The organism is Pseudomonas sp. KNUC1026, assembly GCF_021650705.1.
Classification (GTDB): Bacteria; Pseudomonadota; Gammaproteobacteria; order Pseudomonadales; family Pseudomonadaceae; genus Aquipseudomonas.
In genome coordinates, this window is sequence record NZ_CP087138.1 from 2,010,916 (window position 1) to 2,033,011 (window position 22,096).

The following is a 22,096-nucleotide window of genomic DNA, read 5'->3' on the forward strand; positions in this document are numbered from 1 at the left end:
GTTTGCGGGCTCCAAATAACGACAATACCGGAGTCATCACCATGTACGGTTCACGCCCTGCCCGTCTGTTCACTGCACTCGCCTTCAGCGCCGCCAGCGCCCTGCTCCCTCTCTCCGCCAGCCATGCCGCCGAGCCTGAAAAGCCCAAGGTCGCGCTGGTGATGAAGTCCCTGGCCAACGAATTCTTCCGCACCATGGAAAACGGCGCCAAGGACTACCAGGCGGCGCACCCCAATGACTTCAGCCTGATCGCCAACGGCATCAAGGACGAGACCGACACCTCGGCGCAAATCCGCATCGTCGAGCAGATGATCGTCGAGCAGGTCAACGCGCTGGTGATCGCCCCGGCCGATTCCAAAGCGCTGGTGCCGGTGCTGAAAAAGGCCACCGATGCCGGCATCAAGGTGGTCAACATCGACAACCGCCTCGACCCGGACGTAGTACGCAGCAAGGGCCTGAACATCCCCTTCGTGGGGCCGGACAACCGCAAGGGCGCGCAGCTGGTGGGTGACTACCTGGCCAAGACGTCGCTCAAGGCCGGCGACCAGGTGGGCATCATCGAAGGCGTGTCGACCACCACCAACGCCCAGCAACGCACCGCCGGCTTCAAGGCGGCGATGGACCAGGCCGGGATGAAGATCGTCGGTGTGCAGTCGGGCAATTGGGAAATCGACAAAGGCAACGCCGTGGCAGCCGCCATGCTCAACGAATACCCGGAGCTCAAAGCCCTGCTGGCCGGCAACGACAGCATGGCCCTGGGTGCGGTGTCGGCGGTGCGCGCCGCTGGCAAGCAAGGCCAGGTCAAGGTGGTGGGCTATGACAACATCAACGCCATCAAGCCCATGCTCAAAGACGGCCGTGTGCTGGCCACCGCAGACCAGTACGCCGCCAAGCAAGCCGTGTTCGGCATCGAAGCCGCACTCAAGCTGGTCAAGGGCGAGCCGGTCGATGCCAAAGACGGCGTGATCGAGACCCCCGTTGAACTCGTGACCCAGCCATGAGCGGCGCGGTACTGACCGCCCGCGGGATCGGCAAAACCTACGCCCAGCCGGTGCTGGGCGGTGTGGACATCGACCTGTACCCGGGCGAAGTACTGGCCCTGACCGGCGAAAACGGCGCGGGCAAGAGCACCCTGTCGAAGATTTTCTGCGGCCTGGAGCAACCCACCACCGGCAGCCTTGCGCTGCTGGGTGAACCCTACGCGCCGGCCAACCGGCGCAAGGCCGAAGAATCGGGTGTGCGCATGGTGCTGCAGGAGCTCAACCTGCTGCCCACCTTGAGCGTTGCGGAAAACCTCTTCCTCGACCGCCTGCCCCATCGTGCCGGCTGGATTTCCCGCGGCCGCCTGCGCAGCCTGGCCCGCCAGGCCATGGCGCAGGTGGGGCTGGAGGCGGTGGACCCGGACACCCCCGTGGCAGCACTGGGCGTCGGCCACCAGCAGATGGTGGAAATCGCCCGCAACCTGATCGGGGATTGCCGCGTGCTGGTGCTCGATGAGCCCACCGCCATGCTTACCCACCGTGAAGTGGAGCTGCTGTTCGAGCAGATCGAGCGGCTGCGCGCGCGGGGCGTCGCCATCGTCTACATCTCCCACCGCCTCGAAGAGCTGGCCCGTGTGGCCCAGCGCGTGGCGGTGCTGCGTGACGGCAACCTGGTGGCGGTGGAACCCATTGGCCGTTACAGCAGCGACGAGCTGGTCACGCTGATGGTCGGCCGGGAAGTGGGCGATGCCATCGACCTGGGTGATCGCCCGCTGGGCGCGCCGCGGCTGGAGGTGCGCAACCTCAGCCGGCGCGGCAAGGTGGCGGACGTGTCGTTCAGCGTGCGCGCCGGGGAGATCTTCGGCATCTCCGGGTTGATCGGAGCCGGCCGCACCGAGCTGCTGCGTTTGATCTACGGCGCAGACCCGGCCGACAGCGGCCAGGTATTGCTCGGCGACCCAGCGGCGCCGGTGTCCATCGGCTCGCCGGCGGAGGCCGTCCGCCAGGGCATCGCGCTGATCACCGAAGACCGCAAGGGCGAAGGCCTGCTGCTGAGCCAGTCGATCGGCGCCAACCTTGCCTTGGGCAACATGCCCCGAGTGTCGCGCCACGGCGTGATGCACGGGGCGGCCGAAGACGCGCTGGCGCAGCGCCAGATCGCCGCCATGCGCATCCGCTGCCAGGGGCCGCACCAGCGGGTCGACGAGTTGTCGGGCGGTAACCAGCAAAAGGTGGTGATCGGCCGCTGGCTGGAGCGCGACTGCGACGTGCTGCTGTTCGATGAGCCCACCCGAGGCATCGACGTGGGTGCCAAGTTCGAGATCTACACCTTGCTGGGCGAGCTGGCACGCCAGGGCAAGGCCTTGGTGGTGGTCTCCAGCGACCTGCGCGAACTGATGCTGATCTGCGACCGTATCGGCGTGATGTCTGCCGGCCGCCTGGTCGAGACGTTCAGCCGCGACAACTGGACCCAGGACAGCCTGCTCGCCGCTGCGTTTGCCGGCTACCGCGCCCGTGACGCCTTGCTCGGCGAGGCCACCCCGCCCCTTCAGGAGCTTTCTGTATGACCACCCCGATCGTTTCCGCTGCCACCCGCAGCGGCACCCGCCAAGGCCTGGGCACTTACGTAGGCCTGGCCGGCGCGCTGCTGGCGATGGTGGTGCTGTTCGCCTCGCTGAGCAGTCATTTTCTCTCCTACGCCACCTTCACCACGCTGGCCAACCAGATCCCCGACCTGATGGTGCTGGCGGTCGGCATGACGCTGGTGCTGATCATCGGCGGCATCGACCTGTCGGTCGGCTCGGTGCTGGCATTGGCCGCCGCCGTGGTGAGCGTGGCCACCCTCGGGCTGGGTTGGGGCATTCTGCCCGCCGCGTTGCTGGGCATGGCCTGCGCTGCATTGGCAGGCACAGTCACCGGCACCATCACCGTCGCCTGGGGCATCCCTTCGTTCATCGTGTCGCTGGGCGTGCTGGAAATGGCCCGCGGCCTGGCCTACCAGCTCACCGACTCGCGCACCGCTTACATCGGCGACGCCTACGCCTGGCTCTCCACGCCTTGGGCGGCCGGGGTATCGCCTTCGTTCGCCATCGCCCTGGCGGTGATCGTGCTCGCCCACCTGCTGCTGACCCGTACCGTGTTCGGCCGCTACCTTGTGGCCATCGGCACCAACGAAGAAGCCGTACGCCTGGCCGGGATCAATCCCAAGCCGTACAAGGTGATGGTATTCGCGCTGATGGGCGCGCTGGCCGGGCTGGCGGCGCTGTTTCAGATTTCCCGCCTGGAAGCGGCGGACCCGAACGCCGGCGCCGGCATGGAGCTGCAAGTGATCGCTGCCGTGGTGATCGGCGGCACCAGCCTGATGGGCGGGCGTGGGTCGGTAATCAGCACCTTTTTCGGTGTGCTGATCATTTCGGTGCTGGCGGCCGGGTTGGCCCAGGTGGGCGCATCGGAGCCGACCAAGCGGATCATCACCGGGGCCGTGATCGTGGTCGCCGTGGTGCTCGACACCTACCGCAGCTACCGCGCCAAGCGCAAAGGGTAGGCGCAGTGGCCACCATCAAGGACGTCGCCGCCCGCGCGGGCATTTCCTACACCACGGTGTCCCACGTGGTGAACGGCACGCGGCCGGTCAGTGACGCAGTGCGTGGCAAGGTCGAGGCCGCCATCGCCGAGCTGGGCTACGTGCCCAGTGGGGTGGCGCGCTCGCTGCGGGCGCAGGCCACAGGCACCCTGGGCATGCTCTTGCCCAACGTCAGCAACCCCTATTTCGCAGAACTCGCCCGCGGGGTGGAAGACCACGCCGAGCAGAACGGCTACAGCGTGATCCTCTGCAACTCCGACGACGACATCGACAAACAGCTGCGCTACCTGCGCGTGCTGTTGGAGCGGCGCATCGACGGGCTGATCGTGGCCACGGTGGACAGCGACCCCCGCTTCGCCCAGGCGCTGGCCCGGCTCAACGTGCCGCTGGTGCTGGTCGACCGCCCCCTGGACGGCGTGCTGGCCGACCGAGTGCAGGTCGACCACGAACATGGCGGCTACCTCGCCACCCAACACCTGTTGGCGCTGGGCCACCAACGCATCGCCTGCATTGCCGGGCCCGCCACCACCGAGGCCGCTCGTTTGCGCGCTGAGGGCTACCAGCGCGCCTTGGCCGATGCGCAGGTGCCCGCACTGCCGGTGGTGGCCTGCGCGTTCACCGCACCGGCCGGGCATGCCGCCGCGCACCGCTTGTTCAATGGCCCGTTGCCGCCGTCGGCGATCTTCGCCGGCAACGACATGCTCGCCATCGGCGTGCTGCGCGCAGCGGCCGAGCACGGGCTGCAAGTGCCGGCGCAGCTGTCAGTGGTCGGTTTCGATGACATCGAAGTCAGCCGCTACCTCCACCCTGCGCTCACAACGGTCGGGCAGGCCATCGGCCAGTTGGGTGAGCGCGCCGCCGCGCGGCTATTGGCGCGTATCCGTAGCCCGGGCCTGAGCGTCGGGCACCAGTCGCTGCCACCCAAGTGGTGCAGCGGGAAACCAGCGGGCCAGCGTTTCTGAACGCTGCTGATCCCAGTGAAGCCGCAAGGCGTGTTGAAGGTGAGCAATGATGGGCGCAAGCGTTGTAGTCGTGGGCAGCTTGAACATGGACCTGGTCGTGCGAACTCCGCGCCTGCCGGTGGCCGGTGAAACCCTGGCTGCCCACAGCTTTACCACCGCCGCCGGCGGCAAGGGCGCCAACCAGGCGGTAGCGGCAGCGCGCCTGGGGCACAGGTGGCCATGGTCGGCTGCCTGGGCGACGACGCCTACGGCAACGCCCTGCGCAGCGGCCTTGTGGCCGAAGGCATCGATTGCGCCGCAGTGGCCACCGCACAAGGCGTGGCGACCGGGATCGCTTCGATCCTGGTGGATGACGAAGGCCGCAACACCATCGTGATCGTCGCCGGCAGCAATGCCGAACTCAGCCCGGCTCAACTGGCTGAGCACCCGGTTCTTCTGGCTGAGGCCAAAGTCGTCATCACTCAGTTGGAGGTGCCGATGGCGACAGTGGAGGCGACCCTGCAACGCACCCGCGAACAGGGCGCTGCACTGATCCTCAACCCCGCACCTGCCACCGGCCCGCTGCCCAGCCACTGGTATGGCCTGGTCGATTACCTGGTGCCCAACGAAACCGAAGCCAGCCTGCTCACCGGCCTGCCCGTGAACTGCCCCGCCAGCGCTCAGCGCGCCGCGGAGCACCTGCGCGGCCTGGGCGTAGCCCGGGTGCTCATCACCCTGGGTGCGCAAGGCGTGCTCTATGCAGGGCCCGACGGCTGTGAGCACTTCCCTGCCCGCCCCACACGGGCAGTGGACACCACCGCCGCCGGCGACACCTTCCTCGGTGGCTTCGCCGTGGGCCTGGCCGAAGGCTTACCGTTGGCGCAAGCAATCAGCCTCGGCCAGCGCGCCGCCGGCCTCGCGGTCACTCGCGCTGGTGCGCAACCCTCCATTCCCTACCGCCATGAGCTGCCAGAATGAAAAAGACCCCGTTGTTGAACGCGGCGTTGTCCGCTGCCATCGCCCGCCTCGGCCATGGAGATGTGCTGGTGATCGGTGACGCCGGCATGCCCGTGCCGCCTGGCACGCTCTGCATCGACCTGGCCCTCACGCCAGGCGTGCCGGACTTCGCCACCACCCTGCGCGTGGTGCTGGCCGAGATGCAGGTGGAGAGCCATGTCATTGCCGAGGAGACCTTCATCGCCGCCCCGCCGGGGCTCGCGGCGGTGGAAGCGCTGCACGCTGCAGGTGCTCTGGGTGAACGTACGCGGGTGAGCCATATCGCGCTCAAGGCCTTGTGCAAGGAGGCGCGGGTTCAGGTGCGCACTGGGGAGTGCCAGCCGTACAGCAATATTGCGTTGGTGGCGGGGGTAACGTTTTAAGGGTTGTTCACTCAGCCCTTCACCTCTGCCATTCGCCCCGGCTGCAGCGTGCCGAGGTAGTGGGCTTGGGTGAGTAACCTCTACAGGCGAGCAAGCTTGCAGAAGGCAACGATCGATTACCTTGATTGCGGTTAAAAGAACTTGCAACGCAGCGGCGACTCTCGTCCCGATGCAGGTCTATACACAAACATCTGCTGACTAATGGAAGTAGGGTTCCAACACACACTCCATCCATGCCATGAAAGCTCGGACACGCGGGGAAAGATTACGGCGATGCGCGACAACAAGCCACGCAGGGAGCGGCTCAGGTCGTAGATCATGCAGGATTTCGACCAGGTGGCCACTTTCGATGTGATGTGCAAGGGCCAGCTGACCCGCCTGAATAAGTCCAATTCCCGCCAGGCCCGCAGCATGATAGGCCTGCACGTTATTCACTTGCATAGCCCCTGGCAATGCGAGCGATGCGTAGCCGTCAACTTCCGGATATTCCCATCCTGTGGGTCGAGCCCCGAGTGTCGGCGTGTAGTGAATCATCTGGTGACCTTGGATCGAAAGATCATCTAGTGTTCGCGGTATGCCGTACTTGGCCAGATAGCCTGGGCTCGCCGCATTTATCATCCGTAACTTGCCCAGCGAGCGAGCGACAAGTGCGTCGTCAAGGAGGGGGCCAAGACGGATGACGCAATCGAACCCTTCCTGGACAAGATCTACTCGGCGATCTGTGCTGGACAGTTCCAGCTCCAACTCAGGGTTTATATCGAGCAACTGAGCAAGCGCAGGAATCACGACGGTTTTTGCCAACTCGGTCGGCATATCCACGCGCAATCTTCCCCTAAGCGGGGCCCCGTTGTTGGCGAACATGGAATGCATGTCCTGAGCTTCGGCCAGCAGGTCAAGTGCTCGTGTATAGAAGGTACGCCCGTCCTCAGTCAACTGCACACTGCGTGTTGTCCTGTGCAGGAGGGTTGCGCCCATGTCTCGCTCCAGCGCACGGATCACCGTTGACACTCGTCCTTTCTGCATCCCCAAGCTTTCAGCCGCACGCGTGAAACTCATCATTTCCGCAACGCGGGCAAAGATCAAAAGAGCCTGGAGGTTCGGCATTGTTCACCAGATTGATAACAGTGCGTTCAGGGTTCTGTGGTTTATAACGTATTTTGCACTCAGTAAAGTAGCTCTCCAGTAGCCCGTAACCAAACGCAAGCAAGGGCGATCGCCAGGGAATCCGGAAGCGGCACGTTCGTACGGCACTCGCGCCGGCTCTGATTGCCGGGAAACGGGCAGCTGTAGTTACTGGCCTGCGTAAAATTGATTAGCCCCACTGAAAGAGAGACAGACATGCCAAAAGGATACCTGATCGGGCACGTGAGCATCTCGGATGCAACGGCTTACGCCGCCTATGCAAAAGCTGCAGGCGATGCAATGCGACCTTTCAACCCGAAAGTCATTGCAGGAGGGCAACACGAAAACCTCGAAGGCGAAGCTCATGAGCGGCACGTGATAGTTGAGTTCGACTCATTCGCCGACGCTAAGCGCTTTTACGAAAGCTCGGAATATCAAGCAGCCAAGGCCCTGCGCGCGGGCGCTGCAACTGGGACATTTGTCATACTCGAAGGGGCCCCTTGACAATTGCCGGTATTCAAACCCAAGAACGTTCACCAGGCATGAATCGCCCGAAACGCGCAGTCGTTGAAGGCGAACCGCTCAATCGCATTTGAGCAGCGGCCATGTTGCCATCCAGTTTTTAGCCTTGAGGCGATCTTGGTAAATCTTTCTTTTCTCCGTGGCGAACCTGCCCGCTGGCCTGATAACCAGACCAAAAAGATCCTCAAGGCCCAAGGGTGCTGCGACCTCACATGCGGTTTGCTCTCCTATCCTGACGGCTACCGCCGTTGCGGTCTCAGCCCAGTATCGCATTGCGTCGGTCGCAGAAAGGTACGGTTGATCACCATTTCTGACATGCATTCTTGCCTGATTTTTTACAGACCACATGATCGCTGGATCCAGACGTCCTAGCATGGACTCCAACACTTCATCCTCCTCCTGGGAACATCGTCCAGCATCAAACCAAATGACATCGACGTCCGTTGATACAGGAGAGGATCTGTACCCGTGTAGATAGTCCCAAACTGCGTTTCGAACAAAGCCGGCCCCTATCCAACAGTCTGGTAAGCCAAGAGATCGAACTGCCTCAAGTATTCGCCAGCGAACAAGATCATTTGAAATGATCGCTTGAATGACTGAAATATCGCCCACTTTTCCCCCACTACCGACGCCTGGCACGTACCCAAGTGCGCAACCCCACTTAGCACTTGACACTATGACTCAACTTAATTCCAATACCCCGCCTTTCACGGACGATGCAAGGACACCACCATGGCCCAGCCCCCTTCCTCTCCACGGGGTGATCTCCTGCGCACGCTGGTGTTCCTCCCGCTCGGCCTGTGCCTGCTCTACCTGGCCGTCTACCTCGTACAAGCCCGGCTGAGCTTCACCGCCCAGGCCCAACGTGCCCCCGGTGTCGTAAGCGGCCTGAACGCAGGCGGCAGCCACCCACAAATCGACTTCACCGACGCCTCTGGCAACAAGGTCAGCTACGCCGAGGGCGGGTTGATCTTCGGTTACGCCACAGGCGATCGAGTGCAGGTGTTGTACCTCCCCAAGGCCCCAGCCGCAACGGCAATCATCGAAGACCGGGCGCGCTGTGGGGCGCAAGTTTGCTGGCCGGGCTGTTCGCGCTGGTGTTCACCTCAGGTGGCGGCTACCACCTGGCCGCATGGATTCGCCGGCGCCCCAAAGCCGGGCCCGTATAAGGACATTCAGATGCAGATCCCGATCGCCGTGAGCCTCAGTGACTGGCGCTACAAGACCGCCAGCGGAGGTGGCTTGACGCTGGTGTTCGCCGCCGCCTCGGGCGGTGCGCTCACCCTCACCGACCCTCAGGGCGTCGACCAGCAGTTTCGCTACGGCTCGCTGGGTGCCGGGGTTGGCCTTGGCGCGCGTTTGCCGCGGTTCGGTAAGGTCAACTTGCATGTACGTGGCAAGAGCGTCGGCGCAGCAGGCGCGAGCGAGGATTTCCCCGCTGTCGGCCGAGTGCTGGTGGCCGACTCGATTGCCGACCGTGGCCTGGTTCGGGAAGATTTCGAGGGCGCTTGTGTGTTCATCGAAGGCGGCGTGGGGCTGCTCGGCGGCGCCAGCGGCTCGGCGATGCTGTTCGGGCTGGATGCCAAGCTGCTGGCGATGACTGCCGGCACACTGACACCGGTGGGCAACCTGCTGCTACCTCATGACAGCGCCGCACGGCTGTTGCGTTCGGCCAAGGGCGTGATCCTGGCTGCCGGGCTGAATGTGGGGTTGCAGGCCGGTGCCGGGGCGACTATCTCCCTGGGCGGGCTCTTCTAGCGGCAGGCGCTGCGCGATCTAGCCAACCCGATCACCACCTGAGCACTCGCGGCCCAAGCGCAGCCCCCACCAGGGTCGGAATCAACATGCCGGCCACGTACCAGATCCCCCAGAACGGCACGCCCATTTCTGGGCAGTGAATGCAGTACGCAAGCGTTGCTGCGGCGCCAGAGAGCAGCCCAGCCCCGGCCCCCGCCAGACGAAGGCGGGTCGGGCACATGGCCTTGAGCGCCCAGAAGTTGGCGATGAAGCCAGGCACTGACAGCAGCGCGATATTGAACGGGCAGGTACGCCAGGTTTGCCCCAGCACCAGCGGAGTGCGGCCTTCTGCAGGCGCATCGATCAAGGCCGCCGCCCCTCCCAACAGCACCAGCAACAGGGGCAAGGCCAGCACACACCAGGTCACGCCAGGGTCGACCCCTGGCCGCGAGAGCCGGGCTGTGAACCACAGCGCCCCCAATCCCAGGGCAGTGGGGAACGCCACCTTGGCCCAGAACAACGGTGTGCGCGCCACGTCCAGAAGGTCTGGCCGGATCCCGAACAAGGCGATCGCCAGCATGGCGGCGCCTGCCACGCCAATCATCACGGCCAACGCGAGGCGGCGCGCAAGCAAATGCCGGTCTACCTTGCCGCTCTCTGCCGCCAGCAGCGCAATCAAATCATCAGTTCTCATGGTCACGCTTTCCTCGGATCAACGCCCCCAGTGCCTTAAGCCCCCGGTGAATATTCACCTTCACCGCTGAAGTGGACTGCCCGATGAGAGTGGCAGCCTCCTGCACTGAAAGGCCCTCAAGCTTCACATGAACGATGGGCAGGCGCTCCCTGTCGGGTAACTGCTGCAGCAACCGGCCCAGATCCCTGTTGGCCTCCACATGCTGTTCATCGGAGTGGGCGAACAGATCCGATTGCTCATCCAGCGGCTCGTTTCGTTCATCCCTGCGCCCTGCCCCGCGAAAGTAATCTGCCAGCTTGTAGCGTGCGATGGCATGAATCCAGGCAGTAACCGGCTGATCGGGCTGATAGGTGTGATGGGCGTTATGAACGGCCAACAGCACTTCCTGGACGAGGTCCTCTACCTCGCTGGGCCGCCGCCCCAGGCGCCTGCCGATGAACGAGCGCAAGTGGCCGCAGAGCAGTTTCAAAAAGGCCTGGTAGCTTGCGCTATCGCCCTGTTGAGCGCTCAGCAGCAGGGCCGCCAATCGTTGCTCCAGCGCCGATAAATGCTCATGACCACTAGTTCGTTGCATGTTGCGTCCTAGTTACATCGCGCCAGGGAAATTCACCGGGGGAGCTTTGGCGGGCAAGCCTACAGCGGCGCTGATCGGCGAACAAGCGCTTGGCCAGCGACCCGTCAGATGAGGCATTCGGAAAAAAATTTGCAAAGGCTGTAACCGATTCGAGAGTGGGCGCGAATTACTTCTACGTCACCTTCCAAGGTGATCTTCCAATGACCAGGAGATAACCCGATGAAATCGTTCGCTCTCACCGCCGCAGCCATCGCACTTGCCGCCATCACCACCAGCGCCATGGCAGATGACGCCACCAAGGGCCCGGCAATGGAAAAGTGCTATGGCGTTTCCCTTGCCGGCAAGAATGACTGCAAGGCCGGCGCAGGCACTTCCTGTGCAGGCACCTCGAAAATGGATTATCAAGGCAACTCCTGGAAACAGGTTCCGGCCGGCACGTGCACAACCATCATGACACCCAAAGGCAATGGCTCCCTCACACCTAAAAGCGCCTGACGCCCATGCCGTCGACCCTGCCGCTCAACTCAAGGCTAGGTGCGGGGCTGAGCCTCAAACCTGAACACTTTACCGATGCATTGGCATGCTCGGCGCAAGGGCTCTGGTTCGAGGTTCACCCTGAAAACTACATGGTCGGCGGCATACGCCGTGCATGGCTGGAGCGGGTGGCTGAACAACACCCGCTCTCACTGCACGGAGTGAGCTTGTCACTGGCAGCTGGCAGCCCGCCAGGCCTTACGCAACTTCATCGCCTGCGATCGCTCATCGACGCCGTCAAACCCGTATTGGTATCCGAGCACCTGGCATGGTCGACCTGGCGTGGCCATTACTACCCTGATCTGCTGCCCTGCCCCCGAAGTGGCGAGGCGTTGTTGCGTATCACCGACAACATCAAACGTATGCAGGATGTATTGGGGCGGCGCATAGCCGTGGAAAACCCCAGCCACTATCTGCAAATGAAAGAGCACGCGTTTGACGAGCCGGATTTCCTTTCCGAACTCTGCGAGCGAAGTGGATGCGGGCTGCTGCTGGACATTAACAACGTTTACCTAAGCAGCCACAACCTGAACCAGGATACCGAGGCCTACCTGCGAAACTTCCCGGTGGCCGCAATCATGGAAATCCACCTGGCCGGGCACAGCCTCGATGATCAAAGCAATCTGCTGATCGACTCACACGACGCCGAGGTCAGTGATCCGGTGTGGAGCTTGTACAGAAGGCTCATCGAACGTATCGGAACCCGCCCCACACTGATCGAGCGTGATGATCGCCTTCCGGCCTTTGACCAACTGATGACCGAGCGTTCACAAGCACAAGCGGTGTTGGATGCCCTTGGAGAAACGCCATGAAAAGCGACCTGGCGTCATTTCAGGATGCATTCATAGCGGCCCTGTTTCAGCGCCCGGCGATAGGCCACGAGGACGTTTTCGAGCAGCCGGGGTTCGCGGTCTACCGCAACAGCGTGAGCAAGGCCTGCATCGATGCGTTGCAGGCAAACTACCCGGCACCGAGCGGCTGGTGGGCGCTGGCTGGTTCAGCCATGCGGCCTATCAGTACATGGCACACGCGCTACCCGCTGACGGCCGTATGGTGTTGTATGGTGATGGCTTTGCCGACTTTCTGAACAGCCTGCCCGCGGCGAGCGAGCTGCCTTATCTGGCCGATGTCGCCCGGCTGGATCGCCTCTGGATCGAATCCTTTGCAGCGAACATCGAGCCCGCGCTGGACGTGGCAGCCCTCGCCGAGGTGCCTCCCGAAGCGTTGGGAGCGCTGGTGCTGCAACCCCGCCCCAGCGCTCGCTGGCAGTGGTTCGCGAGCCTACCCATTTTTACCCTCTGGTATTACAACCGCGAGGGCCGCGAGCTGCCCGACCCCATTCAATGGCAGGGGGAAGGTGCACTGCTGATCGGGGATGTGAATGGCGTTGCGGCCCATCCCATCCACGAGGCAAGCGCTCTCTTTCTGGATGCTTGCCGCCGGCAAGTGTCGCTGGACCAGGCCTGTGAATTCGTTCAGCGCACTTATCCGGATACCGATTTCAATCACCTGCTCGGTCAATTGCTTGCTGCACGAGCATTCGCCGCCATTGATCCTTCATCGAGGACAGCCTGATGAATTCCAGTACCTCACCACACGCCACCCACTCCAATGGCCTGGCTGGGCTTCTCCAGCGTCTGCTCCGCGACAATCTGCTGTTGCTGATCGCAAGGCTGGGCATTGCCTCGGTGTTTTTCCTCTCGGGCCGAACCAAGGTTGAGGGCATCCTGACCCTCACACCCGGCACCTACGAACTGTTTCGCAGTGAATACGCCCTGCCCCTGGTGCCGCCGGAGATCGCCGCACACATGGCCGCTTACGCCGAGCATCTGTTTCCGATCCTGCTGGTGCTTGGGCTGGCAACCCGGATGTCTGCGCTGGCACTGTTTGGCATGACCCTGGTGATTGAAATCTTCGTATACCCGGATGCATGGCCCACGCACCTTACGTGGGCTGGCCTGTTGTTGCTGCTGGCGGCTAAAGGCGCTGGCGTCTGGTCATTGGACAGGAAGATCGGCTGGCGCTGAGGGCCAGGCCCCAAAGCAATAAGCTGCGCCTACGCCGCCGGCATATACAACGCCAGCCGCAGTTGCGGTGCATCCGAAGGGTGCAGGCTCACATAGCTGAACGCATGCACCGTGCCGGTTCGATCACGCAGAGCTTTCTGGCCGGAACCCTCTGCCACAATGTCATGGCGAGGCCACCAGGCTGCGAAGTCCGGGGACGCGCCCTTCAGTTCCTCGATCAACACGTCGAAGACATGCCGGCCCGCATGCTGGTCGTGCATCCGCCTGAACTTCCCCACCATGCGCTGGGCCTCCACCGCCCAGGCCTCAGCAAAAACGAACCGGGCGTTTTCATCCAACAGCATGTAGCGCAGCAAGTTGCTGGGGCCATTCGCCTTGACGCCAAATTCGCCGAAGAGCACACCCGCTGCGTCGTTCCAGGCCAGCAGGTCCCATCGCTCGTTGACCAGGTAGGCTGGATGTTTCCATTGCTCGATCAGGCGAGCCACTGCTGCCGGAACATCGTCAGAGGGCACACAAGCAAGAGCGCGCGGAAGAATCAGCGCCTGAAGGTGCGCGTACTCAGCGGCGGGCAAGTGCAGCACATGCGCCAGCGCTTCCAGCGTATGTGCTGACGGCAAACCGGCACGGCCCCGCTCCAGGCGCGTGTACCAGTCCACACTGATACCGGCAAGCTCGGCGACCTCCTCACGCCGCAGCCCTGCAACGCGGCGCCGATCTCCGCGTACGATGCCTACCGCATCAGGTGACAGCTGCTCCCGGCGGGCGCGAAGCAGCAGGCCCAACTCTCTATTACGGCTCATGGCTCAATTTCAAAGGGGGGAGCGCTCAATCCTAGGTTAAGTGCCACCCTGGATACCAGATCTGAACTGCGCACAATGGCGTTTCCCTTTACAGGAGGTGCGTATGCAAGCCGCTGTCTTGAAGTCCCTGAGTCATCCCCTTGTCGTCGAGTCAGTCGCTGCGCCTGTGCGAGGCAGCGGCGAAGTGCTGGTAGACGTTGTGGCGGCACCCGTACTGGCCTATGCGAACGAAGTCTTCAACGGCGCCCGGCGCTACAGTATCGAACTGCCGCTGATACCCGGTTGCGGTGCTATCGGCCGGGTGTTGGAAACAGGCCCGGACGCAACACGGCTGCGGGTGGGTGAGTGGGTATTCTGCGACCCCACCGTCCGTTCCCGCGACGACGCACGCATGCCCGATATCGTGTTGCAAGGCTGGAGCGCACGGGGTGACGGCGGGCTGCAGCTGCACCGCTATTACCACGATGGGCCCTTTGCGCAGGTCATCAGGGTACCAACGGAAAACGCCGCACCCATTGGCGAAATCACTGCTGAAGAGGCGCCGCAGTGGTGCGCGTTGAACACACTGCTGATTCCCTACGGCGGCTGGCTGGCGGCAGGGCTGGCACCGGGTGAAACGGCGCTGGTGAGCGGCGCGACCGGGCATTTCGGCAGTGCTGCAACGCTGGTGGCGCTGGCCATGGGCGCCGCGCGGGTGGTGGCGCCTGGCCGCAATGCTGCGGTTCTGGCTGACCTGGTACAGCGCTTTGGCGACCGGGTGGTGCCGGTGATGCTCAGTGGCGATGAACAACAGGATCGGCAGGCCATGCAGGCCGCCGCTCAAGGGCCGATCGATTGCGTGATGGACATACTGCCGCCCTCCGTGTCGGCGAGAACGGTGCGTACGGCCGCGATGACGGTGAGGCCCTACGGCCGGGTGGTATTGATGGGCGGTGTCGGAATGCTCGGCGCAGATGACCTGGCGCTGCCCTACCCCTGGTTGATGCGCAACAACATAACCCTGATGGGGCAATGGATGTACCCCAGAACGGCGGTGTCAACGCTGGTTGGGTTGATCCGGGCCAAGCTGCTGCCGCTGAACCACTTCGACGTCACCGCGCACCCCTTGGCTGCGGTCAACGAGGCAGTGGCGCAGGCCGCCCGTGACGCCGGTGCTTTTCGGATGACCGTGCTGCGGCCTTGAGCAGATGAGCAGGCTCCAGGCGCCCGGCCCAAGCCGCGCCTAGCCAATCACCACGTAATCGTTACGCCAACGGACCCCTCGATGCGGCCCCTCGACCAACTGCACGTACCGCCCCTCCACCTCATCGATCGGCAGGCAATCGTCCACCTCCAGCACCGCGTCGGTGTGGGGCTTGCTCCAGTGCGCCAGAACCTGCCCCTTGGCTTTGGCCATCGCCGCTCGCTTGTCGTGGGCGACCACCAGCAGATACTGGTGGGCCTCACCAAATGCCTGGCGGTCATAACCGCCCAGGTTGATGAAATACAGCCGCGGCGACTCTGGAGGCGGGGCCAGCGGGCTCAGCTCGACGCGCCAATGCTCGACACCGTCGACGGCCATCCAGGCATCGATGTGCAGGCCTTTGGGGCTGCCGAACCATTGATCGCGGAGCTGCGGGTAGGCCTGCTCCAGGGAGCCGGCCTGCACGAACGCGATGTCGTGCACTTCGATTTTTGCCCGTGGGTGCGTACCCCCGAGCATTACGACAAAAAGCATCCCGCGCCCTCAGCTGCCCCTGCACCGGGTTTGCTCAGGCGAACTGTTGAGCCTGCTGCAAACCGCTTGAACAGCATCAGACGCTGCCCCGCATCAAACGTTGCAGAGCCGGCGCGGCTCGGGCTATGGCCTGGCTGCGCTCAATAGACCGAGTTCGGCGCGGCCGCAGTCTGCGGCCCTTTGAAGCGCCCCGCCAATCCCTTCAGCCCTTGCATCAACACCGTCGCATCCACCCCCACCCCAACAAAGGTGGCGCCCAGCCCCACAAACCGCCTGGCCAACCGCTCATCCGCAGTCAACACGCCCGCCGCCTTGTGTGCCGCTACGATCCGCCCGATCGCCTCCTCGATGGCCCTCACCACCTCCTGATGCCCAGGGTTGCCGCGATACCCCATGGCCGCCGACAAGTCCGCAGGCCCGATGAACACCCCATCGACCCCCTCCACCGCTGCGATCTCATCAAGATTCGCCAACCCCTCCAGGCTCTCGACCTGCACCAGCAGGCAGCCCTGCTCATCGGCCTGGTGCACGTAATCTTGCACGCTGTTCCAGCGAGACGCCCGCGCCAGGCCACTGCCCATTCCGCGAATGCCGGCCGGTGGGTACCTCATGGCTCGCACCAGGTCACCGGCCTGCTGCACAGTCTCGACCATCGGCACCAACAAGGTCTGGGCACCCAGATCCAGCAGTTGCTTGATCAGCGCTGCGTCGCCACACACCGGCCGCACGATGGGGTGCGAAGGGTATGCGGCGATGGCCTGCAACTGGCTGAGCGCCCTCGCAGGTCGTTGGGGGCGTGCTCGCCGTCGATCAGCAGCCAGTCGAACCCGGCATTGGCAGCAAGCTCCGCGCAGTAGGCGTCTGCCAGCCCGAGCCAGAGCCCGTACTGAACCTCACGGGCCTTGAGGCGGCGTTTGAATTCATTGACCAAGGTGGCTTTCCTTCTGTGTGTCCCAGTGCCGATGCTCGTCAGGCGAAGTGGCAGGCAACGCTGCCGAACTCGCCGTAGTCGGCAACGACGGTGTCGCCCTTGGCCACGTCGACCGGGCGGATGAATGAACCCGCCAGAATCACCTGCCCGGCTTCGAGCATGACGCCATGGGGGTGCAGCCGGTTCGCCAGCCAGGCCACGCCATTGGCCGGATGGTTGAGCACACCGGCGGCAAGGCCCGTCTCTTCCACTTCGCCGTTTTTGCTGACGATGGCGCCGATCCGGCGCACGTCAGCGGCAAAGGCGTCGGGCTTGAACGGCCGGCCGCCGAGGATGATCGCGGCATTGGCGGCGTTGTCGCTGATGGTGTCGAGCACACCGCGCAGGCGGCCGGTTTCGCTGTCACGGCGCTGGATGCGAGCGTCGAGCAACTCCAGGGCCGGGGTGATGTAGGCCGTGGCGTCCAGCACATCGAACAGCGTGCAGCCCGGGCCTGACAGCGGCTTGCCCAGCACGAACGCAAGCTCTGCCTCGATTTTCAGCTCGATGAAGCGGTCAGTCGGGATTCGGGCGCCGTCGGCGTAGAACATGCTGTCCAGCAGCACGCCATAGTCCGGCTCGTCGATGCCCACGGCGCGGCGCATGGCCTTGGAGGTGAGGCCGATCTTGTGGCCTTTGATGGCGCGCCCCGCCGCGACCTGCTGCTCGACCCAAGCGCTTTGAATGCGGTAGGCATCCACCCTGTTCATGGCCGGGAACTGCAGCGAAAACTGCCGGCATTGCCTGCGCTGCCGCTCGGCATCGGCCAGTTGCTGCGCCGCCAGGCGGGTCTGTTCGGCCGTCAGCGAGGGCTTCATCGCTCGGCCTCCACGTGGTTGCGCAGGCAGCCGACGCCGGCCACTTCGACCTCGACCACATCGCCCGGCTGCAGGAAGCGCGGTGGGTCGAAGCGAATACCGGCCCCGGTAGGCGTGCCCGTGACGATCAGGTCGCCGGCCTCCAGCGTGGTGAAGGTGGAGAGATATGCGATGAGCTGGGCGAAGTCGAACATCAACCTGGCGGTAGTGTCTTGCTGGCGCACCTCTGCGTTCACCCGGGTGACCAGTTGCAGGTTTGCGTAATCGCCGGAGAACTCGTCCGCCGTGACCACCCACGGGCCGTACGATCCTGATCGGTGGAAATTCTTGCCCTGGGTGACGTTGAATTTGGCGTGGTGCACCCAGTCGCGGATCGTGCCCTCGTTCACGCAGGTCAGCCCGCCAATGTGCTCGAGCGCCTCGGCCACTGGGATGCGGCGCCCGCCTTTGCCGATCACGATGCCGATCTCTCCTTCGTAGTCCAGCTGCTGCGACTCATGGGGTTGCAACAGCGCCTGGCCGGGCGCGGAGAACGAATCCGGCACACGCATGAAGATGCTGGGGTACCTGGGCAGGTCACTGCCGTCCTTGTACTCGGCGTTGCGCTGGGCGTAATTCACGCCGATGCAGAAGATCTTCGGGGGTGCGGGACCGGCCGCAGCAAGGCCACGGCCGACTGGGGGTAGTCGGCAGGCGTCTGTTCGAGCAGCGAGCGGGCAGCGGCGAAGGTCGCTGTGCCGGCGCCCAGCAGGCCGGCAACGCCTGCGACGGCAGGGAGCCGTGAGCCGAGCTCGATGACGCCGTCACCCACGACGGCACCCCAGGTGCTTGCACCCTGGTAGGTGTAGGTGATCAGTTTCATGAGGAAAATCCAAACAGCCGAGCGGGGTTGGTGACCAGGATGCGCTCCAGGGTCGCGGGTTCAGGTGCGAAGCGGTACAGCAACTCCAGCAGCAGGCCTTCGTTCGGCGGCTGCTTGAGCGAAATCGGATGCGGCCAGTCGCTGCCCCAGAGGCAGCGGTCGGGTGCGGCGTCGATCAGCGTCTGCGCCAGGGGAATCACGTCATCCCACGGCGGGCCGGTTCTGGAGATCTTCTCGCTGAGCGAGAGCATCACCCAGAAGTCGCCTTCCCTGAGCAGTCCCAGCACTCGATCCAGGCTTGGGTCGCTCAAGCCAAGCGCCGGGTTGGCGCGCCCCATGTGGTCCAGCACCACCGGCAGCTTCAGGTGTTCGAAGTCTTTGAGCTGGTCGACGATGCCCTCTGCCGAGGGCTGAACTTTCACATACCAGCCCAGCTCGGCAACGCGGCCCAGGGCGCGCTCCAGCTCTTTGGGCGTGAAACTGATGCCAAGCCCTGCCCGGCTGAAGCGGGCGCCGCGCACGCCGGCATCGTCCAATTGCGCAAGGTAGGCGTCGCTGCTCTCGAGCAGCACCGCAGCATTGGCGCAGCCGACGTAGCGCTTGGCGCTCGCCCCGCCATTCAGGCCCTCGAGCGCATCCAGCACAATGCTGTGATCAGCGCCGTAGGTGGTCGCCTGCACTACAACACCCCGCTCGATCCCCAGCGTTGCATGCAGCTTGCGCGCCACCTCCCAGGTGGCCGAGGGCATGCTGTACACCGCGCTGGGCTGCGCCGGGTATCGGCTCGGGTCGCCGAACACGTGGAACTGGCTGTCGCAGGCCCACCGTGGCGGCAAGGGTGCTGGTGCACGTGGGTGGGGGTCGAACGCAAGGTAGTCAGGCATGGGGGTTGCTCGTGTGGTGTGGCCTGCATCGACTGTAAGAATCGATTCCGGCGCCAACAACACAACCCTTGCGTTTCATTCCGCAGGGTGGACTTTTATCGGCACTGCCGGTTGTGGCTTGCCCGGAGCGCGCGCAACAATAGCGCCAGCCCTTGCAACGCCGACCTTGTGGAGCCCGACATGCCTGATCGATGCGCGATCTACCTGAAGCAGTTTGCCCATGCCAACCCGATCCCGGCGGCTTGCCGGCGCGGCCCGTTGCTGATGTCGGGGGTGATCAATGGCAATGATCCTGAGACCGGCGAGCTGCCACCGGACCTCGACACCCAGTGCCAGCATGTATTTGCCCACGTACGCGCCATTCTGGCGGCCGCCGGGGCAACGCCGGAGGATCTGGTCAAGATGACGGTATGGCTGCAGGATCGCGAGCAGCGCGCGCCCTTGAACGCGCAGTGGCTGATACTGTTTCCCGACCCTGACAGCCGGCCGGCCCGTCACGCCCTCCAGGCCGCCACGCCGTCGAAGTTTCTGATCCAGTGCGAATTCACAGCCTGGGTCATGGGCAGCTGACCGCCCTCAAAGCATGAAAGATTCCACACAGTGGAACAAAATCCGCAGGCCCTGCTGGTCGCCGGTACGCCGCCCAACCAGTATGAGCCTACAGTGCAAGCCGAACCGACCTTGCCCTCACCGTTGAGGTACCCATGGACCTTGAGAGCCCAGCGCCCGAAAGCACCGAACACGCAGCCACCACCCGTTCCCTGGCCCGCGCCTTCCAGATCCTGAGGGTCCTGGCGCTGGGCCAGGAGCACGGCATGCGCCTGATCGACGTGGTGCGCCATACCGGGCTGTCACGGCCCACCGTGCACCGCCTGCTGCGAGCGCTGGGCGACGAAAACGCCGTTGAGCAAGACCCGGCGACCCGCCGCTATCGGGTGGGCGCCGACATCTCGATGCTGGCCCTCGCCCGCCCCTCTCGTTCACCGCTGCGCAAGCTGGCCGAGCCGCATTTGCAATTTCTCAGCGACGCGCTGGGAGACACCGCCTTCATCACTGTGCGCCACGGCAGGGACTCGGTGTGCCTGGGCCGGCAACTGGGCAGCTTCCCGATCAAGGTCATGTCCATCGACATCGGCACCCGCCGCCCGCTGGGCGTTGGGGTGGCCGGGGTCGTGCTGCTGTGCGCGATGGCAGACGAGGAAGTCGACGACCTGCTGGGCCTGGATCGCGCGCGCCTCGATGCGTGCAACCTGACCAGAGACGAAATCAAGGCCAGGGTCAGCACCGCCCAGGCGCTGGGTTACGCATACGCAGAGCACGGTGTCACCCAGGGCACGGCAGCTCTCTCGGTGCCGGTACGCGGCGCGTCCGGAGACATCGTGGCCGCGCTGAGTGTAGCCGCCGTCGCGAGCCATTTGCCCCCGGGCAAAGTGCCGGAAGCCGCAACCATCCTGGCGGAGCAAGCCGCGCTGATTACCAAACGGCTATTGGCATTGGGCGCGTAGCGGCCCGTACATCACATTTTTCGAGCCACACCCCAGCCTGTTCCCATTCCAATAACAAGAGGAACCACCGCCATGCGTGCCAATGTCCATAGCCCGGCTGCCGAGTGCGCCACGCCCAGCCAGAGCGCGGTGCTCGACCGCGTTGCCTGGCGGATCCTGCCGTTTCTGTTCATCTGCTACGTGCTGTGCAACATCGACCGCTCCAACGTGGCCATCGCGCACCTGGAGTTCAGTGCCGAAATCGGGCTGAGCGCTGCGCAATACGGCCTGGGGGCGTCGCTGTTCTTCATCGGCTACATCCTTTTCGAGGTGCCCAGCAACCTGATGCTGGAGCGCTTCGGCGCGCGCATCACGCTCACCCGCATCATGGTGCTCTGGGGCCTGGTCACGGCGGGCTTCATGCTGGTGAGCAGCGTCGAAGGGTTTTACCTGGCGCGCATTCTGCTGGGCATCGCCGAGGCGGGCTTCCTGCCGGGGATGATCCTCTACCTGAGCTACTGGTTCCCCGCTGCCCGGCGCGGGCGCATCACCGCCGGTTCACCCTGGGCATTCCGGTGGCCGGGGTCATCGGCAGCCCGCTGTCGAGCTACCTGATGATTGCCTTCGACGGTTGGCATGGGCTGAGCGGCTGGAAGTGGATGTTCATCATCGAAGGCGGCATCACCGTGGTGCTGGGGGTGCTGGCGTGGTTCGTGCTGGCAGACAAACCCGCCAGCGCACGCTACCTGAGCGACAGCGAAAAGCAGTGCTGGCCGAGGCACTCACAGAGGCGCCTGCAGGCCCTGCCCAGGATGCGGGCTCCAGCAAAGTGCTGGCGATCCTGCGCTCGCCGGTCACCCTGGCGCTGAGTTTTGTGTATTTCGCCATCGTGATGTCGATGGTGGTGCTCAATTACTGGGCGCCCTCGCTGATCAAGGATGCCATCGGTGGCAACACTGGCAGCGTCGCGCTGTACTCGGCCGGTCTGTATGCCGTGGGTGCTCTGGGCATGATCGTGCTGGGTTGGTTGTCTGACCGCTACCGGCAACGCCGCGGGTTCGTGGCCGCGGCCCTGTTGATCGGGGCCCTTGCCTATGGCCTGATCGCCTCGCAGTTCACCGCCGGGTACGGCGCATATGCAACGCTGGTGTTCGCAGCGTTCTTCACCTACGGCGCGATGCCGGTGTTCTGGAGCATTCCCGCTTCGGTGATGAGCAAGCAGCAAGCCGCGGTGGGCATTGCGGCAATCAGCGCCCTGGCCAACGTTGCCGGCATGGTCGGGCCGGCGGTGATCGGCTGGTCGAAGAGCGCGACGGGTCACTATTCATCCGGCATCTACCTGCTGGCCGCCTGCATGGTACTGGCTGCAGCGGTGGTGCTGCTCAAGCGCCGGGCGGCGCATCCCTGACGCGCCCGCACGGCAGGATGGGCTGCTACCCCACCGCACATCCTGCCGCCCCACCC

The 22,096-nt window shown here is 64.1% G+C and carries 27 protein-coding genes and 4 pseudogenes; 20 read left to right on the forward strand and 11 right to left on the reverse strand.

The annotated features are described in order from the left end of the window. Positions 1-41 precede the first annotated feature (41 nt). The 6 genes and pseudogenes from LN139_RS09175 (at position 42) to rbsD (ending at position 5,884) form a co-directional block, all read left to right on the forward strand. On the forward strand, positions 42-1,001 hold the full coding sequence (locus LN139_RS09175; RefSeq protein ID WP_236359629.1) for a sugar ABC transporter substrate-binding protein: 960 nt from the start codon (positions 42-44) through the stop codon (positions 999-1,001). Then, the gene (locus LN139_RS09180; RefSeq protein ID WP_236359630.1) at positions 998-2,548 is read left to right on the forward strand and encodes a sugar ABC transporter ATP-binding protein; all 1,551 of its coding nucleotides are present in this window, start codon (positions 998-1,000) and stop codon (positions 2,546-2,548) included. The genes LN139_RS09175 and LN139_RS09180 overlap by 4 nt, the downstream gene beginning before the upstream one ends. Further along, the gene (locus tag LN139_RS09185; protein WP_236359631.1) at positions 2,545-3,525 is read left to right on the forward strand and encodes an ABC transporter permease; all 981 of its coding nucleotides are present in this window, start codon (positions 2,545-2,547) and stop codon (positions 3,523-3,525) included. The genes LN139_RS09180 and LN139_RS09185 overlap by 4 nt, the downstream gene beginning before the upstream one ends. Positions 3,526-3,530: 5 nt before the next feature. Continuing rightward, positions 3,531-4,576 (forward strand): annotated as a pseudogene (locus LN139_RS09190) (LacI family DNA-binding transcriptional regulator). Continuing rightward, positions 4,576-5,483 (forward strand): annotated as a pseudogene (gene rbsK, locus LN139_RS09195) (ribokinase). Before LN139_RS09190 ends, rbsK begins: the two co-directional pseudogenes overlap by 1 nt. After that, the gene (gene rbsD / locus LN139_RS09200) at positions 5,480-5,884 is read left to right on the forward strand and encodes a D-ribose pyranase (protein WP_236359633.1); all 405 of its coding nucleotides are present in this window, start codon (positions 5,480-5,482) and stop codon (positions 5,882-5,884) included. Before rbsK ends, rbsD begins: the two are co-directional and overlap by 4 nt. 198 nt (positions 5,885-6,082) lie before the next feature. On the opposite strand, the gene LN139_RS09205 is transcribed toward rbsD, so the two are convergent. Further along, positions 6,083-6,988, reverse strand: a complete 906-nt coding sequence (locus LN139_RS09205) for a LysR family transcriptional regulator (protein ID WP_236359634.1) — start codon at positions 6,986-6,988, stop codon at positions 6,083-6,085. A 234-nt stretch (positions 6,989-7,222) separates the two neighbouring features. On the opposite strand from LN139_RS09205, the gene LN139_RS09210 reads away from it, so the two are divergent. Then, positions 7,223-7,510 carry a DUF1330 domain-containing protein gene (locus LN139_RS09210; RefSeq protein ID WP_236359635.1) on the forward strand — a complete coding sequence of 96 codons (288 nt, stop codon included), beginning with the start codon at positions 7,223-7,225 and terminating at the stop codon, positions 7,508-7,510. A 78-nt stretch (positions 7,511-7,588) separates the two neighbouring features. Here the strand turns inward: LN139_RS09210 and LN139_RS09215 are convergent, their stop codons facing one another. Continuing rightward, positions 7,589-8,131, reverse strand: a complete 543-nt coding sequence (locus LN139_RS09215) for a nucleotidyltransferase family protein (RefSeq protein ID WP_442964422.1) — start codon at positions 8,129-8,131, stop codon at positions 7,589-7,591. Positions 8,132-8,260: 129 nt separating this feature from the next. Here LN139_RS09215 and LN139_RS25150 point away from each other — a divergent pair. Continuing rightward, positions 8,261-8,697, forward strand: a pseudogene (locus LN139_RS25150) (DUF3592 domain-containing protein). 10 nt (positions 8,698-8,707) lie between these two features. Continuing rightward, complete coding sequence (locus LN139_RS25155) at positions 8,708-9,286, forward strand: hypothetical protein (RefSeq protein WP_329611027.1); 579 nt, start codon at positions 8,708-8,710, stop codon at positions 9,284-9,286. 31 nt (positions 9,287-9,317) lie between these two features. On the opposite strand, the gene LN139_RS09225 is transcribed toward LN139_RS25155, so the two are convergent. After that, positions 9,318-9,959, reverse strand: a complete 642-nt coding sequence (locus LN139_RS09225) for a DUF1109 domain-containing protein (protein ID WP_236359638.1) — start codon at positions 9,957-9,959, stop codon at positions 9,318-9,320. Then, the gene (locus LN139_RS09230; protein WP_236359639.1) at positions 9,949-10,533 is read right to left on the reverse strand and encodes a sigma-70 family RNA polymerase sigma factor; all 585 of its coding nucleotides are present in this window, start codon (positions 10,531-10,533) and stop codon (positions 9,949-9,951) included. Before LN139_RS09230 ends, LN139_RS09225 begins: the two co-directional genes overlap by 11 nt. 219 nt (positions 10,534-10,752) lie before the next feature. Here LN139_RS09230 and LN139_RS09235 point away from each other — a divergent pair, with 219 nt between their 5' ends. Genes LN139_RS09235 through LN139_RS09255 form a run of 5 tightly spaced genes read left to right on the forward strand, consistent with a single transcriptional unit; the run spans position 10,753 to position 13,094 of the window. Then, the gene (locus LN139_RS09235) at positions 10,753-11,028 is read left to right on the forward strand and encodes a BufA1 family periplasmic bufferin-type metallophore (protein ID WP_236359640.1); all 276 of its coding nucleotides are present in this window, start codon (positions 10,753-10,755) and stop codon (positions 11,026-11,028) included. 5 nt (positions 11,029-11,033) lie between these two features. Continuing rightward, complete coding sequence (gene bufB, locus LN139_RS09240) at positions 11,034-11,879, forward strand: MNIO family bufferin maturase (RefSeq protein WP_236359641.1); 846 nt, start codon at positions 11,034-11,036, stop codon at positions 11,877-11,879. After that, positions 11,876-12,154 (forward strand): HvfC/BufC family peptide modification chaperone, encoded by a 279-nt coding sequence (locus tag LN139_RS09245; RefSeq protein WP_236359642.1) that lies wholly within the window; start codon positions 11,876-11,878, stop codon positions 12,152-12,154. Before bufB ends, LN139_RS09245 begins: the two co-directional genes overlap by 4 nt. Next, positions 12,124-12,642, forward strand: a complete 519-nt coding sequence (locus LN139_RS09250; RefSeq protein ID WP_236359643.1) for a hypothetical protein — start codon at positions 12,124-12,126, stop codon at positions 12,640-12,642. The genes LN139_RS09245 and LN139_RS09250 overlap by 31 nt, the downstream gene beginning before the upstream one ends. Beyond that, positions 12,642-13,094 carry a DoxX family protein gene (locus tag LN139_RS09255; protein ID WP_236359644.1) on the forward strand — a complete coding sequence of 151 codons (453 nt, stop codon included), beginning with the start codon at positions 12,642-12,644 and terminating at the stop codon, positions 13,092-13,094. Before LN139_RS09250 ends, LN139_RS09255 begins: the two co-directional genes overlap by 1 nt. Before the next feature lie 29 nt (positions 13,095-13,123). Here the strand turns inward: LN139_RS09255 and LN139_RS09260 are convergent, their stop codons facing one another. Beyond that, positions 13,124-13,897 (reverse strand): helix-turn-helix transcriptional regulator, encoded by a 774-nt coding sequence (locus LN139_RS09260; RefSeq protein WP_236359645.1) that lies wholly within the window; start codon positions 13,895-13,897, stop codon positions 13,124-13,126. Positions 13,898-14,000: 103 nt separating this feature from the next. Between LN139_RS09260 and LN139_RS09265 the strand changes: the two genes are divergently transcribed. Next, complete coding sequence (locus tag LN139_RS09265; RefSeq protein ID WP_236359646.1) at positions 14,001-15,080, forward strand: MDR/zinc-dependent alcohol dehydrogenase-like family protein; 1,080 nt, start codon at positions 14,001-14,003, stop codon at positions 15,078-15,080. Positions 15,081-15,119: 39 nt separating this feature from the next. Here LN139_RS09265 and LN139_RS09270 read toward each other — a convergent pair whose 3' ends face one another. From LN139_RS09270 to LN139_RS09295, 6 genes and pseudogenes are all read right to left on the reverse strand, one after another. After that, on the reverse strand, positions 15,120-15,614 hold the full coding sequence (locus LN139_RS09270) for a DUF1543 domain-containing protein (protein WP_236359647.1): 495 nt from the start codon (positions 15,612-15,614) through the stop codon (positions 15,120-15,122). Positions 15,615-15,754: 140 nt separating this feature from the next. Then, positions 15,755-16,545 (reverse strand): annotated as a pseudogene (hpaI, locus tag LN139_RS09275) (4-hydroxy-2-oxoheptanedioate aldolase). 38 nt (positions 16,546-16,583) lie between these two features. Further along, positions 16,584-17,402, reverse strand: a complete 819-nt coding sequence (hpaH, locus tag LN139_RS09280; protein ID WP_236359648.1) for a 2-oxo-hept-4-ene-1,7-dioate hydratase — start codon at positions 17,400-17,402, stop codon at positions 16,584-16,586. Then, positions 17,399-18,022: a fumarylacetoacetate hydrolase family protein gene (locus LN139_RS09285; protein WP_236359649.1), complete on the reverse strand. Its 624-nt coding sequence runs from the start codon at positions 18,020-18,022 to the stop codon at positions 17,399-17,401. The genes hpaH and LN139_RS09285 overlap by 4 nt, the downstream gene beginning before the upstream one ends. Then, positions 18,019-18,264: a hypothetical protein gene (locus tag LN139_RS09290; protein ID WP_236359650.1), complete on the reverse strand. Its 246-nt coding sequence runs from the start codon at positions 18,262-18,264 to the stop codon at positions 18,019-18,021. Before LN139_RS09290 ends, LN139_RS09285 begins: the two co-directional genes overlap by 4 nt. Then, positions 18,261-19,148 (reverse strand): amidohydrolase family protein, encoded by an 888-nt coding sequence (locus LN139_RS09295; RefSeq protein WP_236359651.1) that lies wholly within the window; start codon positions 19,146-19,148, stop codon positions 18,261-18,263. Before LN139_RS09295 ends, LN139_RS09290 begins: the two co-directional genes overlap by 4 nt. A gap of 180 nt (positions 19,149-19,328) precedes the next feature. On the opposite strand from LN139_RS09295, the gene LN139_RS09300 reads away from it, so the two are divergent. The 5 genes from LN139_RS09300 (at position 19,329) to LN139_RS09320 (ending at position 22,040) form a co-directional block, all read left to right on the forward strand. Continuing rightward, positions 19,329-19,718 carry a RidA family protein gene (locus LN139_RS09300; RefSeq protein WP_236359652.1) on the forward strand — a complete coding sequence of 130 codons (390 nt, stop codon included), beginning with the start codon at positions 19,329-19,331 and terminating at the stop codon, positions 19,716-19,718. A gap of 134 nt (positions 19,719-19,852) precedes the next feature. After that, positions 19,853-20,653: an IclR family transcriptional regulator gene (locus LN139_RS09305; protein ID WP_236359653.1), complete on the forward strand. Its 801-nt coding sequence runs from the start codon at positions 19,853-19,855 to the stop codon at positions 20,651-20,653. A gap of 72 nt (positions 20,654-20,725) precedes the next feature. Beyond that, positions 20,726-21,247 carry an MFS transporter gene (locus tag LN139_RS09310; protein WP_236359654.1) on the forward strand — a complete coding sequence of 174 codons (522 nt, stop codon included), beginning with the start codon at positions 20,726-20,728 and terminating at the stop codon, positions 21,245-21,247. After that, positions 21,208-21,501 carry a hypothetical protein gene (locus LN139_RS09315; RefSeq protein WP_236359655.1) on the forward strand — a complete coding sequence of 98 codons (294 nt, stop codon included), beginning with the start codon at positions 21,208-21,210 and terminating at the stop codon, positions 21,499-21,501. Before LN139_RS09310 ends, LN139_RS09315 begins: the two co-directional genes overlap by 40 nt. Continuing rightward, positions 21,462-22,040 (forward strand): MFS transporter, encoded by a 579-nt coding sequence (locus tag LN139_RS09320; RefSeq protein WP_236359656.1) that lies wholly within the window; start codon positions 21,462-21,464, stop codon positions 22,038-22,040. Before LN139_RS09315 ends, LN139_RS09320 begins: the two co-directional genes overlap by 40 nt. The last annotated feature ends 56 nt before the right edge of the window (positions 22,041-22,096 follow it).